Annotated in this window: 12 protein-coding genes; 3 read left to right on the forward strand and 9 right to left on the reverse strand. The window is 35.1% G+C overall.

Translation table 11 applies throughout. The features are described 5' to 3' along the window. Positions 1 to 12 precede the first annotated feature (12 nt). The 3 genes from IPK88_03780 to IPK88_03790 are packed head-to-tail and all read right to left on the reverse strand — an operon-like array spanning position 13 to position 1,489. Entirely contained in the window at positions 13 to 702 is a 690-nt protein-coding gene (locus IPK88_03780; GenBank protein MBK8242521.1) for a leucyl/phenylalanyl-tRNA--protein transferase, read from the reverse strand. Positions 703 to 707: 5 nt separating this feature from the next. Next, entirely contained in the window at positions 708 to 1,010 is a 303-nt protein-coding gene (locus tag IPK88_03785; GenBank protein ID MBK8242522.1) for an ATP-dependent Clp protease adaptor ClpS, read from the reverse strand. Between the two features lie 5 nt (positions 1,011 to 1,015). Continuing rightward, positions 1,016 to 1,489, reverse strand: coding sequence for a redoxin domain-containing protein (locus IPK88_03790; protein MBK8242523.1), 474 nt, complete (start codon positions 1,487 to 1,489; stop codon positions 1,016 to 1,018). 142 nt (positions 1,490 to 1,631) lie between these two features. Between IPK88_03790 and IPK88_03795 the strand changes: the two genes are divergently transcribed. Continuing rightward, entirely contained in the window at positions 1,632 to 2,522 is an 891-nt protein-coding gene (locus tag IPK88_03795) for a DMT family transporter (GenBank protein MBK8242524.1), read from the forward strand. 168 nt (positions 2,523 to 2,690) lie between these two features. Here IPK88_03795 and IPK88_03800 read toward each other — a convergent pair whose 3' ends face one another. Then, the gene (locus IPK88_03800) at positions 2,691 to 3,884 is read right to left on the reverse strand and encodes an acyl-CoA dehydrogenase family protein (protein MBK8242525.1); all 1,194 of its coding nucleotides are present in this window, start codon (positions 3,882 to 3,884) and stop codon (positions 2,691 to 2,693) included. Positions 3,885 to 3,958: 74 nt separating this feature from the next. Continuing rightward, complete coding sequence (gene bshA, locus IPK88_03805) at positions 3,959 to 5,104, reverse strand: N-acetyl-alpha-D-glucosaminyl L-malate synthase BshA (protein MBK8242526.1); 1,146 nt, start codon at positions 5,102 to 5,104, stop codon at positions 3,959 to 3,961. Between the two features lie 77 nt (positions 5,105 to 5,181). Here bshA and IPK88_03810 point away from each other — a divergent pair, with 77 nt between their 5' ends. Both IPK88_03810 and lnt read left to right on the forward strand, forming a co-directional pair. Beyond that, positions 5,182 to 6,090, forward strand: a complete 909-nt coding sequence (locus tag IPK88_03810) for a MerR family transcriptional regulator (GenBank protein ID MBK8242527.1) — start codon at positions 5,182 to 5,184, stop codon at positions 6,088 to 6,090. Between the two features lie 113 nt (positions 6,091 to 6,203). Then, positions 6,204 to 7,919, forward strand: a complete 1,716-nt coding sequence (gene lnt, locus IPK88_03815; protein ID MBK8242528.1) for an apolipoprotein N-acyltransferase — start codon at positions 6,204 to 6,206, stop codon at positions 7,917 to 7,919. A gap of 30 nt (positions 7,920 to 7,949) precedes the next feature. On the opposite strand, the gene IPK88_03820 is transcribed toward lnt, so the two are convergent. The 4 genes from IPK88_03820 to IPK88_03835 form a co-directional block, all read right to left on the reverse strand. Beyond that, positions 7,950 to 8,933, reverse strand: coding sequence for a PorP/SprF family type IX secretion system membrane protein (locus IPK88_03820; protein MBK8242529.1), 984 nt, complete (start codon positions 8,931 to 8,933; stop codon positions 7,950 to 7,952). Positions 8,934 to 8,960: 27 nt separating this feature from the next. After that, positions 8,961 to 12,056 (reverse strand): gliding motility-associated C-terminal domain-containing protein, encoded by a 3,096-nt coding sequence (locus IPK88_03825; protein MBK8242530.1) that lies wholly within the window; start codon positions 12,054 to 12,056, stop codon positions 8,961 to 8,963. A gap of 222 nt (positions 12,057 to 12,278) precedes the next feature. Continuing rightward, the gene (locus IPK88_03830; GenBank protein MBK8242531.1) at positions 12,279 to 16,280 is read right to left on the reverse strand and encodes a T9SS type A sorting domain-containing protein; all 4,002 of its coding nucleotides are present in this window, start codon (positions 16,278 to 16,280) and stop codon (positions 12,279 to 12,281) included. 113 nt (positions 16,281 to 16,393) lie between these two features. Next, on the reverse strand, positions 16,394 to 17,065 hold the full coding sequence (locus IPK88_03835; GenBank protein ID MBK8242532.1) for a response regulator transcription factor: 672 nt from the start codon (positions 17,063 to 17,065) through the stop codon (positions 16,394 to 16,396). Positions 17,066 to 17,183 lie beyond the last annotated feature (118 nt).

The raw sequence follows: 17,183 nt of genomic DNA on the forward strand, positions 1-17,183 counted from the left end.
TAAGTTCAACTATTAGCTCGTTGATTTCCATTTAACCGGTTGAATTTTATACGTCTTATTCGTTTCTAAGAAATTAAAAAAATCTTCTGCATTCATTAATTCAGCTCCCATTGATTTTAAATGAGGCGTTTCTTGTTGGCAATCTATTAATTCAAATCCTTTCTGGACCAATAATTGGGATAGGCAAATAAGCCCGAATTTGGAAGCATTGCTGATTTTAGCAAACATAGATTCTCCACAGAACATTTTACCTATCGCCAAACCATATAAGCCTCCTACCAGTTCTTCATTATGCCACACTTCTACAGAATGTGCTAAACCTTTTTCATGCAATTCACAAAATGCAGAAATTAAGTTTGCATGAATCCAGGTACCCTCTTGCCCTTCTCTTGAAATATTTTGACAAGCTATCATCACGTCTTTAAAATGAGTATCAAAACTTATTCGAAAGTAATTTCTTCTGAAGAGGGATCTCATACTTTTTGAAATAACAACCTGTTGTGGACGTAATATTAATCGGGGTGTAAGACACCACCACATTATCGGCTCACCTTCTGAATACCATGGAAAAATCCCATTCTGATAGGCTAATAATAATCTTGAAATCTTTAAATCACCACCAATGCCCAATAAACCATCGGGTTCTGCCTGACTTGGATGTGGAAAAATAATCTCGTCTTCAGGGATGTGGAAGACTGGCATCTGAATTAGACCTTGATGGTCTCAATAACTGCTGACAAACCGCGTTCACATAAAGCGTCTTTCATGGGACGTAGTATGTCCAAAACACCGGTTTTAACAATAGCCTTACCTTTAAAATGTACAAGCATAGATAATTGCTCAGCTTGTTCTAAGGTATGTTTACAAACATCCATTAAACATTCTATGACCCAATCAAATGTATTAACATCATCGTTATAAACAATTAATTCTGAAATTTCTCCAATCTCTTCTTCCAACATAACCTCATCTTCAAGGTCTGTCCATGGTTGAGTACTAGAATTAGTCATATGTATTAATTTAAAGAATTCAATACTTCATTTACTGCGTCGAAATTAGGTAAATCTCCCGGATTTTCCAAAATTTCTATGTGCTTTATTATTCCTGCATGATCAATTACAAATACAGATCTATTGGCAACGCCCTTATATCCAAATGCAAACTCTTCTCTCAAGCATCCATAAGCTTTAATAACCACCTTGTTAAAATCTGATAAAAGGGTAAATGGCAAGGCATTTTCTTCCTTGAACTTAGCTAGTGTAAATACACTATCTACTGATATGCCAATGACTTCTGCATTTATATTATTGTATCTGCTTATATCATCCCGCATCAAACATACTTCCTTAGTACACGTTCCTGAAAATGCTAATGGAAAAAATAATAATACTACGTTTTTTCCTGCATAACTCTGAAGATTAATTTCCTGCTTTTCAGATGAAAATAAATTAAAACTTGGTGCGCGATCTCCTATTTGTAAAATACTCATGTCTTTTTTATTTAGGACCGCAAAAATATAACATATAATCAACAAAATTCTTTTTTTTTTCACTATTGGAATTGAATCATGAATTCATAGGTGAATCCAATTTAATGATTTACTTTTATGCATGAAATGGTGTAATTGATTTATGAATATTGTTTTAAGATCATATATTTATTTACACATTGCAGTCTTCCTTTTTGGTTTCACTGGAATCCTTGGTTATGTTATAGACTTACCTGCTATAACCTTAGTTTGGTGGCGCTCACTTTTGACATGGTTAATGCTACTTCCGTATATGTTTTATACCAATGGTTTTAAACATATAACCAAACGATCGTTTGCCATTTTTGCGGGAATCGGATGCATTGTTGCATTGCATTGGATTAGTTTTTATGGCTCCATAAAATTAGCGAACTCATCCGTTGCAATGATTTGTTTAGCAACTATTTCCGTTATGACTGTTTTTTGTGATGCTTGGTTCAATAAAAAATCTATACTTTGGAAAGATGCATTAATCGGAATTGCCATTATTCCTGGAATTCTATTAATCATTCAAAATATTTCTACCCAATACAAACTCGGATTTATTGTGGGACTAATCGCTGCTGCTTTTTCTGCGATATTTGCCACGCTCAACAAAAAATTTGTACAATCATTGCATTCCATTAGTATTACCTGGATTGAATTATTTGCAGTGTGGGCTTTCATAACACTAATGTTGCCTTTTTATTACAACATAAATCCGGAAGCCAAATTCCTTCCCAATAACTCGGATTTATTTTATTTAATCATTTTGTCTTTATTTTGTACTGTAATTTCTTATGTTCTTGTCTTGAAATCACTACACCATATTTCCGCTTTCTCTGCTATGCTGACATTTAATCTGGAAACTATTTATGGCATTATTCTTTCCATTGTAATACTACACGAACATCGACAAATGAATGCATGGTTTTATTTTGGTGTCTTACTCATTTTGCTTTCTGTATTCTTGCATCCTTATCTAAATAAAGCAAGACAAAAAAAATCAAAATAGCGATTCAAAAGCGAGTGTTGTTTCGTACAATTTTTCTCATCTAAAAACGAACTGAAATCCACTTCTAAATCTATCTAAGAAAAATCTAAGATTTGTTCGATTTACAATATGATCAGCAAACAATTTATGGGTTTGAAATGAACCCAATAATTATTTCACCTTTACTTACTATTCGAAAGCATTGATCCCGGTAACTTCCATACCTGTAATCAACAAATGTATATCATGAGTCCCTTCATAAGTCAATACCGTCTCCAGGTTCATCATATGACGCATGATTGGGTATTCATTTGTGATACCCATTCCACCTAGAATCTGACGGGCTTCTCTGGCTATATTAAGAGCTATATGTACATTATTCCGTTTAGCCATGGATATTTGTGCCGGAGTAGCTTTGCCTTTATTGGCTAGCATTCCCAGACGCCATGCTAACAATTGACCTTTTGTGATTTCAGTAATCATCTCAGCCAATTTTTTTTGCGTTAATTGGAATCCAGCGAGTGGTTTGCCGAATTGTATCCGCTCTTTTGAATATCTCAAAGCGGTATCATAACAATCCAAGCCTGCACCTAACGCTCCCCAGGCAATGCCATATCTAGCCTTTGAAAGACAAGATAATGGTCCTTTTAATCCTTTAATATTTGGAAATACCTGTGCTTTTGGCACTCTGACATCCTCAAATACCAGTTCTCCGGTTACTGATGCTCTTAATGACCATTTACCGTGAATTTCGGGAGCCGTAAATCCTTTGGTCCCTTTTTCAACAACCATTCCAATAATTTCTCCCTGTTCGTTTTTTGCCCATACTACGGCTAAATCGGCAACTGGAGAATTCGTGATCCACATCTTGGCACCATTGAGAATATAAGCATCTCCATCGTCCTTAACATTCGTAATCATACCTCCGGGATTAGACCCAAAGTCAGGTTCAGTCAAGCCGAAACAACCAATAAAATCACCATTACCCAATTTGGGTAAATATTTTCTTTTTTGCTCTTCAGAAGCATATTTATAGATCGGGTACATCACTAATGACCCTTGAACTGAAGCCATAGATCGAATTCCGGAATCTCCACGTTCCAATTCCTGCATAATAATACCGTATGAGATTTCATCCATACCTCCACCACCATATTCTGTTGGTAGACTTGGACCAAAAGCACCAATTTCAGCCAGTCCTTTGAACAAATGTGCAGGACATTCTGCCCTTTCTGAATAGTCTTCTATGATCGGACTTACCTCTTGTTTGACCCAATCTCTGACTGCTTGTCTAGCTAATAAATGTTCCTCAGTGAGTAATTCATCAATTAAATAATGATCATGTCCTTCATACAAATCAAGGCGCTTATTTATTGATCCCATAATTTATGTTTTAATTTTTGCTGCAAAGTTAATTTTATTTGGACTACTATACCCAAATTGAATGTTTCAATACTTTATATTATCGGGGAGTCTTCCATGGCGATTAAACTGGACTCATAGATCTGCTCATACATGGGCAGTATATTAGATAGTTCAAAAACTCGTGCCTGAGTTAAAGCATTTTGTTTAAAAAGTTGATGAAGTTTGTCATCAGTTAATAATTGGATTGCATAGTCTGACATCATTTCAAAATCCCCAACAGGGCATGAAAATCCAGTTATACCATGAATATTTACTTCCTTAAGTCCACCTGCATCTGAAGATATAACCGGCACACCACATGCCATGGCTTCTAACGCAGATAAGCCGAAACTTTCTTTATCTGAAGTCAACATAAATAAGTCCGAAATGGCTAATAGCTCTTCAACTGAATCTTGTTTTCCTAAAAAAATGACAGATTCGGTCAATTTCAATTGATCCACTAAATTGACTAGGGACCCGAACTCAGGACCGTCTCCAATTAATAACAATTTACTTGGAACCGTCTTTTGGACTATTTCAAACATTCTAATAATATCGTCAATCCGTTTGACCTTTCTAAAATTAGAAATGTGTGAAATTATTTTTTGATCTGATGTTGCAAATTTGCACCTCAATGATCTCGGATCTTGAGGTTTAAATCGTTCTAAATCAATGAAATTAGGTATTACATGAATATCCTTTTGGATATTAAAAGCCTTGAGGGTATCACTTTTCAAGGAATTGGATACAGCAGTAACTGTATTGGATTGATTGATACTAAATTCTACAACCGGGTAAAACGAAGGATCCACGCCTACGAGGGTAATATCCGTCCCATGTAAAGTGGTGATTAATGGAATGCGTTTTCCTTTAGTGAATAGAATTTCTCTGGCTAAGAATCCAATGATGGCATGAGGAATGGCGTAATGCACGTGCAATACATCTAAATTATTATGTAATGCCACGTCCACAATTTTACTGGCCAATGCGGTATCATATGGTTTAAAATCAAACAATGGGTATTCACTGGTAGAGACCTCATGATAATATACATTAGTCTGATAGATCCCTAGACGTGCAGGCCTTTTATAGCTAATAAAATGCACATTGTGCCCCTTTGAGGCCAAAGCCATGCCCAGCTCTGTGGCTACAACACCACTACCCCCATAGGTAGGATAACATACGATCCCAATATTTATAAGTCTCAAGGCCATAATTCCCATTTAAACAATAAAACCCTATAAAATGTTATGGATAATACTTCAAACAATTTGATTTGGCTATTTACTCTATCGCGGATCTTGAAAAACTTACGGGCATCAAAGCCCATACCATTCGTATTTGGGAAAAGCGATTTGGGATTATAAACCCCAAACGTACTGCGACCAATATCAGATACTATGATGACTATGATTTAAAAAAAATTACCAACATCTCTTTATTAAACAAAGAAGGTTATAAAATTTCAGCCATCAGCAGTATGCCTGAAAATGCAATTGAAGATTTAATAGCGAATTTGACTGAAGTTGAATCCTTTAATTCAGATTCCCTTGACGCTTTAACCCTAAGTGTTATTCATCTGGACGAAATCAAATTTTTACATATCGTAAATCGGAATATACATCAACTGGGATTTGATTCAACTTTCGAACAGTTATTAATGCCCCTACTAGATAAACTTCATGAGATGTGGTTGAGTGGATCTATCAAAAAAGTCCATGAAGAATTCGCTTTGCAATTGATTAAAAGAAAAATTACCCAAGAGATCATCTTGTTTGAAAATCCTACCAGGCCCAATCATTTGAAGTTTCTACTGACTATGCCTGAAGATGAAAATCAAGAGTTGAGTCGTCTTTTTGTAGAATATATATTAAGAAAAAAAGGAATTCAATTATTATATCTTAGTAATGAATCTGACATTAAAGACGTAATGGATGCATCCCTTATATTTAAAGCACATTTTATCATCACTTTTATAAATGAAGATACCAGTTTAACTTATGCCACAGATTTAGTTCAGGCCATTCAGCATCTACCAGAGAGTCCGGTATTACTGGTTATTGGATATTTAGCCAATCAACTTAGTTCGTATGAAAAGCACGTGAGGGTGATTAAGGATTTTGATGATTTGAATCAATTTATTGAAACCATTATTCATTTCTCTGAAAAAAGTCAGGTCAATTAATAGATTTAGATTTATTTTGTCCTCTTCAAAGATAAACTAACAAAGTGATCCGGAATATAATTTGGTTTTTAATAGCACTCTTTTCAATTATACTTTTCTGGCTCTGGAAAAAAATGTCACTCCTTCCACTCTGGGGACATTTACCTCTTGCTGTATTTGTATTATCATGGGGTGTTTTTTTATTGCTTTTGGTCCAACTAAAATATAAGGATAAAGCATCACACCAATTAATCTTGCTCTCTATTTTATCAGGTGTTGTCTTAGCATTAGGATTTCCTCCATTACCATTAACGCCTGTTTTATTTGTTGGTTTTATACCCTTGTTCATCCTTTTTAAAAAAATTAAAACCGAAGAATTAAATTATCACTCGTGGTTTTTTGTGTTCAATGCATTTGTGATATGGAATATTTTAACAACTTATTGGGTTGCCAATGCATCGTTTGTCCCTGGTATCGTTGCTATTTGGTTAAATTCATTTTTCATGACCATTCCATGGTTAGGCGCCATCAGAATAGGTAAGAGATTGCCTAAATGGAGGTGGATTTCTTTTATTATATTTTGGTTGTGCTTTGAATGGATCCATTTAAATTGGGAAATGTCTTGGCCCTGGTTGACATTGGGAAATGCATGGGCCGCTCTTCCACAATGTATTCAATGGTATGAATATACAGGTGTTTTTGGAGGTGGTGTTTGGGTCTTGGGAGTTAATGTGTTACTTTATTATCTTTTTTTTGATTCTAATCATTTTACATTCAATATCATCTGGATTCGCCAAAAATTATTTTCTAAGTTGGGTGTTGCCTCACTTATAGTTATAATTCTACCATTTATAGTTTCCATGTTTTTATGGTTTAATTTCAAGGAAACAGGGACTACTGTTGAAGTGGGCGTTGTCCAACCTAATTACGAGCCTCATTATGAAAAATTTAAAATACCGGAAGACCAACAATTATTTCAAATCGAAAAATTAGCTGCTGCTGCTGTTACGCCTAATACAAAATTTGTTATTTTTCCAGAGACCAGTTTTGGAGAAGTTGGAGGTGTTATTAGAAAAAACAACATCAATCAAGATCCTCGCATTATCAGATTATTTGATTTTATGATAGCACATTATAATGTGCCCATTGTAACAGGAATTACAAGCCTCAATGATATTCCGGCAGATCAATTACCGACAAAATTTTCACGTGCATATAGAGATAGCGATCCACCACAATATTACGAAATTGAAAATGCTGCCATTATATTAAAAGCTAAAGAGGAACCCATTCCTTTATATCGCAAATCTAAATTGGTACCGGGAGCAGAAATCTTTCCCTATAAAAATATTTTGCCTTTTTTAAAGCCACTCGTTGATCAATTAGGCGGAACGACTGCAGGTCTGGCTACTCAAGAAAAAAGAATGGTCTTTGAATCCAACACATTAAAAATTGCTCCAGTCATTTGTTACGAATCCATATATGGTCAATTCGTTAGGGGGTATATTAACCTTGGAGCCCAGGCGATTTTTATTATGACTAACGATGGATGGTGGGATGATACACCCGGTTACAAACAGCATTTAGCTTTTGGTGCTTTAAGGGCCATTGAATTCAGAAAACCAGTAATCCGATCTGCAAATACCGGTATTTCTTGTTTTATCAATGCCCGCGGCCAAGTAAGCCATGCAACTAAATATGGTAAAGAAGCCGGATTCTATGCTAATTGTACCTTTTCAGATGTAAAGACTGTCTATGCATATACAGGCGATTGGATAGCCTATCTTGCTTTAATTCTTGGAGCAACTATGATCTTGTACTCCTTCTTCCTAAGATTTACAAAAAATTAATTTTGGAAATTATTTATTAAGTAAATCTAATTACTGTTGATTCATTTCTTCAACGTGGTTCATCGGTTTGGTATTGGTATTCTTGCGTGAACCCATAATATCAAAAGATAAACTCAATTCATGCGACCCGTTGTTAAATGTTTGGAATGTTTGATAAGTTTGATCATAAGAGTAATACACTCTTAATCGATCTATTCGAACACCACCTAAAAATGAAACTCTACTATCTGATGGTCCAAAACTATAAGTAAATCCAGCGTATAACCGATCATCCAACATTTTAGCCAGTATATTAAGGTCAGTTCCAAAAGGAACATCGCTCACTTTACGCAACAGAATAGATGGTTCAAGGCTTACTCTATATTCAGGAACATCCCATGTAGCCCCAAAAAATCCTATAAAATTAAAAGGCTTATCACCATCTAATTTTTTATTATCCAATCGGGTCAATACGATTTGAGGAAGGGTAATACCTAATTTGAATTTATTCCCAAACTCAGCCCAAAATCCCAGATCCGCTCCAAAAAACTTTTCTCCTTCTACTGATTCATTGATCAAGACATCAGGTCCTTCATGTAAGGGATCTGTAATGACTTCATTGCCCAATTTATATTGGTTATATGTTCCGGATAATCCCAATCCCATTTTATTATTTTCTCCGGCACTAAAGTGGTAAGCATAATTAGCTTGTCCAACAAATCGACTTGCAGCGCCATAACTTTCAGAATAAATCAATCCACCTAGGCCCATATTCTTAACCGGGGAGCCGTTAATTCCAAGGGTTATAGCTTTTGGAGAATCATCGAAACCAGCCCAATGATTTCTAAAATTAAACAATAATCTGTTCACATTTTCAAATCCAGTATGTGCAGGATTAATGACAAATGGATTCAAGTGGTAATGATTATATACTGCTGGTATAATTAATGATTTAGTATAATCTTGTCCAGATAACCCAATTGAAAAAGAGTAACATAGAACAACAAAAAGCGTGTATTTATTTATAAGTCTCATTTTCTTACTTTTTTTTATTGAATAAAATTATCTAACTATGGTCACTGTTCCTTTGTAATAAACATCATTTTTACCGGCTTCCTTAATAACAAGTACCCACATATAAGTTCCTTCATTGAGTGGTTCACCGGCAGCATTTACACCGTTCCAGGTATTTAGATAATCAACTGCTGCATAAACCAATTTACCCCAGCGATCATAGATGTTTAAAGTATTATTGTATTTTTCAATACAAGAAATAACAAAATTCTCATTGTAGTTATCTCCATTTGGAGAAATCGCCAATCTTCCACTAAAGCAATCTGCCGGAGGGACAACATCATCACACACAGTAAATGTTTCATTAGCGGTACAACCATTCGCATCGGTCACTTTAACGGAACATGCTCCGGAGACAAGATCATTAACTGATGCCGTGGTAGCTCCATTGCACCATTCATATTGATAGGGCTTAGTTCCTCCCGAAACTATAGCTTCATACTTTCCATCAGCAGCTGTTCCATCTGTAGCACATGCCAACCTTTTTACAGTAATTTGTATAGCATTCGTTGCGGTTATGGTAGCCCTTCCGGTATTTGTTTTACCGCCAGCGTCCGTTACTGTTACTGTATATATACCAGAACACAATTGATCAGCAATATTCGAATTTAAATTTGCATTATGTGACCATTTGTATGTGAATGGCGCTGATCCACCAATTACAGATGCTATTAATTTTCCATCGCATATACCGCTGCAGCTTATATTTTTATCAACAGTTACATTAACTGTTATCTTACTCGTATCCGTACACATAGGAATAATGATTTCAGTGCATTGAACACATTTGTTGGCGTCAGTTACACATAATACATAGGTTCCTTTAGGTACATTAACGAGTGGAATTGCAGTACTTACAGTGACGTTTGAACTGTTTTTCCAGGCATAGGTATAGGATGGTGTACCATTGGTTACACTTACAGCAGCTCCACCATTACCGGTACCACAATCAGGTGTAATTGAGGTAACTGAAATACTTATTTTTGTTGGTTCAGTTAGGATATACGTAGCTACTGATACCGAATCATTCGCATCTGTTACTGTTACAGAATAGGTTCCGGCGCATAAACTGTCAATGGTTATTGAAGTCTCATTGGGAACACTCCATTTGTATTTATAAGGGATAGCTCCTCCTTCAGTATCTACTCTTAACTTTCCTAAGCAATCACCAAAACACTTACTAGAATCTATTTTGACAATTTTTGCTATAAGTTTGCTCACTGGACAATTAATTCTAAACGTATCCACATTGACACATCCCTTACTATCAGTAACGCTTACTGCATAATTACCACAAGCTCTTGGTCCCAAATCTTCTGTCGTCATTAATACTGTATTGTTTCCTACCCTGAACCACTTAAATGTGTAAGATGGCATACCTCCACTTGGTGTAATATTGATAACCCCATTATTTTTTGGAGGATCTGTTTCGTGCGTTACGGTAGCTTGAATTGTAATAGGCGTTGCATCTACGATAGTTACTTCTGAACTGGTCACCATAGTATTAGAAACCATGTCTGTCACTTTTAATCGGTATTTACCAGCACAAAGATTAGTTGGATCCTTAACAGTAGAAACTGTATTATTAGTCGCCTGATCTATCCATGCGTATTTATAACTCTTGGAGCCTCCGGTCACATTAGCAGTGGCTGTTCCATTACAAACACCAAAACAACTAATATCCGTTTTACCTAATATTACTACTGCCATCGGTGTATCCGCAGGTTTGCATTTAACGGTAATTAATCCATCACCAATGATTATCTGTGGTTCAGGATCTACACAATCAGAGGTAAATTCAAGATCACCGTTTAGTGGAATAATATTGAGTTTAGTCGTCGAAGTACAAGGAACGATGACATCAAAACAAATATCGAACATCGATGTCCCTTTTCCTAAAGTCTGAGGTCCAAAAGAACCGTTGTCCCATAAAATATTAATCGTGTCATTAGTCTTTATAATCAATGAGGTTTGGACGTTTTTGAGAATAATATTGTCAATACGTTTAAATCTCAATTTTGTGCTGTCATACTTAATAGCATATTGGAAACTTTCAATACAGGTAAAATCATCTACATAAATGGGTACACAGAATTCTGAATTCTCAATGGCGCTTGTATCTCTGGTATATAATTTAAGTGTCGTTTTGGTCTCACATACGGTTACTTTTCCATTATCTACTACATGCTTCAATACGCCATTTGCATCTTCTATGGAGATAGGTCTGCCCGGTACATCCACAAAGCTAACATTTGTAAAGCTTCCTACAGTCCCAATGGGTGTGAAGCAAATTTCAAATATCACCTGATCATCCGGAACTGTTACGGCTAACCCTGTACCAGATTCCCAGATCCAACCCAACTCTGTACTATCAGCACTGAGACTGAAAGAACCTGTACCCAGTCCTTGAAGATTTATGGCTTGAACACCACTATATCTGGCGATGCTTTTATCCCATTTCAGGGTTGCTTGCATGGCGTCTATTTTAACGAAATTTCTCACGCTTACTTTTAGACAACCTACTGTGTTTTTTGGTATACATTCTTCAGATGCAATTAAACTAACATCTGTCTTTGGTGCACTGGTACAAGAAGCTCCGTTAATTTTAACTTTACCAGCTATAGATGTGGTTGGTATGTTTTTACCATCATTTTCTATAATGTCTATGGTCTTCGGTGTATTGGATAAATTAACAAAAGAAGAGTCGCATTCCTTACCGATGAGCTTAAATCTCAAACCAAAAAGGACCGTTCCATTCGGTAAATTTAATGAATCCCCGCTTGATCTATTCCAAGAACATCCTATTTGCCCATTTTTAAATACAAAAGGACCGGTTTTATGATCTCCAAAGTTAGCATCAATATAATCAATATGTCTGTTGACAATATCAACGAATTCTAGCACAGCTGAATCATAGGACATAGAATACTCTGTGGCAGAAACCTTCAAAAAATTATCAACGCTAACATTTACAGTGACGATATCGCCCTTGTTGGCATTGGCATTTGCAAATTTAAACACCAATTGAGCAAAGCTGCTTGCAACTGATAAATAACATAATGAAAATAAAACTAACTTTTTCATAATTTACTTGATTTCGGGAATATTCATTAATTAAATGTAGACAAAGATATGAAGACTTTGTACAAGTGACCAATAAATATGGTTATTTTTTATAATGTTTAATACTCAATTTGATTAAAAAAATCTAATTATTTTTTTACAATTTTAAATGTTCATGCCAAAAAGCCTGATTGTGCGTTTAACACAATCAGGCAAAATAACATTGCATTTACTCCATCCTTATCATCTGATAAGTACCATTTTTTTCGTCTCCGTGAAGTCATCCGTATTCATTTGAATATAGAAGACCCCTGTTTTTCCTATATCTGATCTGGATATAACCATTTCATTATATCCCTTATTATAACTCTTTGTAATCGATTTTATAACCTTTCCATCCATTTCGTAGATATTAAATTGAACGATTTGGTTATTAGGTATATCAAAACCTACAACAGTTTGATTTGAAAATGGATTTGGCTTGTTTTGAAATAAGTGTGAAATGGACTTAGTTGTCGCTTGATCACCAGGTTTATCAGATCTGAATTCTAGACGCAAATCTAATACTTCTACTTGAGAATCATACAACTCTGCGGCTAAATCTTTAGTGCTAAGCCCGATAACCTGACTTAATTGTAGATCTTCTTTGGCTACAAATACGAGATAAAACAATACTTCATCTGCTTTGACAAACTTACCTTCAGCATTTATATAACTCATTCTCAAATGATTATCTACCATAGCATAGTGATCGTCGGTCATATTTAATGATCCTTCTCTCATATTCTGGAAGGCTAATTTACCTTGATTCATTTCTAAACTCCATTGGAATCCACTAAGGTTAATAGCTTCAGATACTCTAACTGGTATGATAACTTCCTCTCCTTTAGCAATTTTTGCATCTTGGATTAGAAATTCAATGGACGCATTCGTTCTCGTACCGGTAGCAGTTACTCCATTTGATGCATTTGCATTTAAACTAACGTCTCCAATCTTAATACCATAAAAGTTGGTTTGCATTTGATTATTTCCGATGTGTGTATAATTCATCAACTCAGTAAATGGAAATGGAGATACCGGATTAGGGAATGTAACATTTGTCGGAACAAATCTCCAGGATTGATTATTGGTATAACCTGCTATTTTTCCAAGAATCAATTTTCTAATTTCTACAATATCAGCTGCTGTAATTGTTTGACTATTATTAGCATCAGCTGCAATGTATTTGTATGGTGTATCGAATCGTTGTTGACCCAAAATATGTCGTTGAATCATTAAGATATCTTGAGTAGAAACGCCATTTAAGAATCCTGTATTTTTTTCTGGTCTTACGGTATAATCAATACCTGCAATAGCAGAATTAAATTTGAATAAACCTGCTGGATCTGTATACGTAAGATTGCTTCCTAATGGGTTTTGTCTTTCTAGAAAAACAGACACATTATTTACACCTCTATTGTCTTCAGTAACTATTGTTCCTTGAACCGTCAATCCAGTAGGACATACTCCATTCGGGTCTTGAATTTCTAATGTTGTTTCACAATAATCAAAATTACCGGCTTCATCCACTACATAGATTCTAAGTATGTTTTTTCCTTTATTGCTGCAGTCAAAAACCAATGATTTAACAAACAATCCATTCACGTTGAAATAGTATTTCAAACTATCTTTTGGAGTACAATTGTCTTCACTATTGATATTAAAATCTTTAGCCCATATCTCTATACTTTTTGAACTCGGCATGACCGTAGTGGTTATACTACTGTTGCAATATGGTGTCGGTTTTTTACCATCTCTAACTGTTAGAAAATAAGTACAAACAGACTCGTTATTACATGCATCTTTAACCTTGAACGTTACTTTATGTTTTCCTATAGGATATACATTAGTTGCATTAGCTCCCAATCCATAATATGATGAATCTTTTCTACCATCATTGTATAAATCTATTTCATGATACCATACCAAATCAACGGAATCCGTACAATCATCTTTTGCCAATCCAATTAAAGGAATATTTCCCTGACATCCAGGTCCAAAAATATCAACTGTAATATCTTTACAATTACTTGAAAATACTGGTGGAACTGTATTAGAAACTTTTATGATTTGTTTCCAGGTCCAATATCCTTCTGTTAATGGATTATTCGGTTGGTAAACACACCAGTCTATAACAGTCCAGGTTCTAATAATCTTCAAACATGCATCAGGATCCAATGTAAATTCTTGATCAGTAGAGTTCACAAATATATTGGAACATTTATCTTTACCATTAATAATTGGTTTACCCATTAACTCAGGTGTTAAAAATGGTTTCGCAATACATGTTGTATTATTAACTGTATCTCTAGGCCACTTAATGGTAATATTATTAGGTGTAAAATCATTTATTGTTATCGTTTGGATACAGAAACTAGTCAATCCTCCTGGATCACGAGCTTCAAATCTTCTGGTAATAGTTCCTCTTCCGCATTTAAGATCATAAGTCGGAGTTTCAGTAACAGTTACACCGCAACCATCATAAGCATATCCATCAATGGCATCACCTTTAGGTCCGTCATGATTATAGTGTAAATCTACAATATTGATTTTTTTGCGATCCGCAGCATTAGCACGTACAGTTCCAAAAACTGATAAATCCGGATAATCAAATTCACAACTTACTGTAATATTTGGTGGACAGAAAATAAATGGTGCAATCTTATCTTGAACAACAACCTCTACCATACAAGTATTACTATTACCTGCAACGTCCCAAACTCTCATGGCAACAAGGAGTGTTTTTCCTATGTCATCACAACAGAAATAGGCGTATGGACCAAATTGTCTTGAATTGATTGTATTTTTAAAAGTACTATCGCAAGGTACTCCATCGTCCATTCTTTTTACTTCAAAATAGTCTATGGCACAATTATCATGCGATCCATCATCAAAAGTATAAGCACCGATTTTAGCTGTTCCATCAACCGTTAAACTCACTACAGTCTTTTGATCACACACTGCTGTTGGCGGTACTTGATCTTCTACCGTTACACGTATACAACAATCCGTTATATTACCACATTCATCAGTTCCTCTAAAGACTACTGTCGTATGTCCAAGTGGCAATCCTGATATTGAAAAATATCCATTTGGTAATTTTAAAATATTAGCTGTAGATGTACCATTAAATGTACAAACACCATTTATAGTTAAAATAAAAGGTTTGTATCCTACCTGAAAAGTTACTCTGGAGCAATCTTTATATGTTGGTGGAACAAGAACTACTGAACCTGTACAAGACCATACATCTGTGCTCACCGTTACATTCGGTTGACAAATTAATTCCGGTCCTTGATCATCCAATACTTTAATAATTTGGAAGTGTGTAAATATATTACTTCCTGAAGGTGCACACCAGTCTATAACCGTCCATTTTCTCAATACTTTGAATGTTTTTGGACAAACAGGTATAAGCTGATCTTCAAAGGTTACTGCGATTTTACACACACCCCATGATGGATATAAAGGATCGCCATCAACTAATGGAACACCAGAATATTTAGATAATGGAATGGTATCAAAATCTTTGCATGAATAAATGGTGTCTCTTGGCCAAAAAATATCTGATTCTTTGAATTTTTCGAAGTAAACACATTGTTCACATGTGTCAGATCTATTACCACTTGCATCAGCATAATAATATACCACTGTTCGCTTTCCAATAATACTATCTAAAGGATTCTTGGTACAGTCAAACATGACAATATTGTCTGATAAAACTACACGATTCACCCCACTGCAATTGTCAGTAACAATTGGTGAAATGAGATTAACCTGAAGCTTGTTACAGAATACGGTATCAGCAGGTGGACAAATAATTTGTGGTGGCAATTTATCCTCCACTATTATATGTCCCCAACAAGAATTGCCGTTTGAATAAACAGCCACTTGTAAAGTTTTACCTATATGCGATCCATCAACTATCGGAGATGGCAATGGCAAACCATTGGTTCCAAAAACGACTACTGTATAATTACATGTTGGACTTGTTCCTTTGTCTTCAAGGATCATTTCCGGTGTAATTGTAGCAGAACAATTTTCGTCCAATGAAACTTGTACAAAGTCATCACAGGCTAATGGACATACTTGGGCACTAGCTGGAGCGCTTAGTATTAAAATACTGAATAAAAGTCCAAAAAATAAACTCGGTTTCAGTTTGCGAGTTCGGACGTTAAAGGGTTTAGTAAACGTTTCCTTTTTCATTGTTTTTACTTTCGGTTTAAAGGATATAAAAAAATACAATCATTATTTTCAATTCATTAAAATGCATTAGATCCATTGATCTTAATACAAGTGTGTCAATTTAATTTTGTGATTTAGATCAGATTAAAATCTCTGGCTATTTTCACTAAACTAAGCGCACTATTTGCTTCAAGTTTTCGCATCACGTTCTTCCGATGAACATTTACCGTTTCTTTACTGATAAATAGTTCTGATGCGATATCTTTTGAAGATTTACCTTGAGATATCATTTCCAAAATTTCTAATTCCCTTTTTGTTAAATGGTACTTCGCAGTAAACCGATTAATTGCAACTGGGGCTGAAGAAAGTTTATTCTGTTCTGCTATCGTTCTGTAAGTAGATTCTATTCCTTTTCCAAAGAATATTTTACCTTCCATTACCTCTTCAATAGCCAAACTGAGATCTTCATAATCAGAATTTTTGGACAGATACCCATCGGCACCTTTCTGGAAAGCTTCTCTAACCAACTTCACATCAGTAGACATACTGACGATGATAATTTTGATTTTCGGAAACAATTCCTTGAGTTTTGGTATCAATCGAATCCCATCTGTTTGTTGTAAGTTGAGATCCAAAAAAATAAGATCCAGTGTTTCTGAATTTAGTTTTTTAAGTGCATCAGCCTCATTTGTGCTTTCTAAAATGATATTCAATTCATAACTTGTCTTTAGTTTAGACAGAATCAAAACGAATCCTTTCAGAAACAACCAATGATCATCAACTACACCAATATTTAAACTATTCATAAAGTCTTGGTTCCTATTTTAATACCATCACAATCGCAAAAGCAATGCCAAAACTTGAAAAATGAGTTGAAAGCCTTATGGAATATAGACTTGAATTATGCACATAGCAATGAAATAG

This window comes from Candidatus Defluviibacterium haderslevense, assembly GCA_016712225.1.
GTDB lineage: Bacteria > Bacteroidota > Bacteroidia > Chitinophagales > Saprospiraceae > Vicinibacter > Vicinibacter haderslevensis.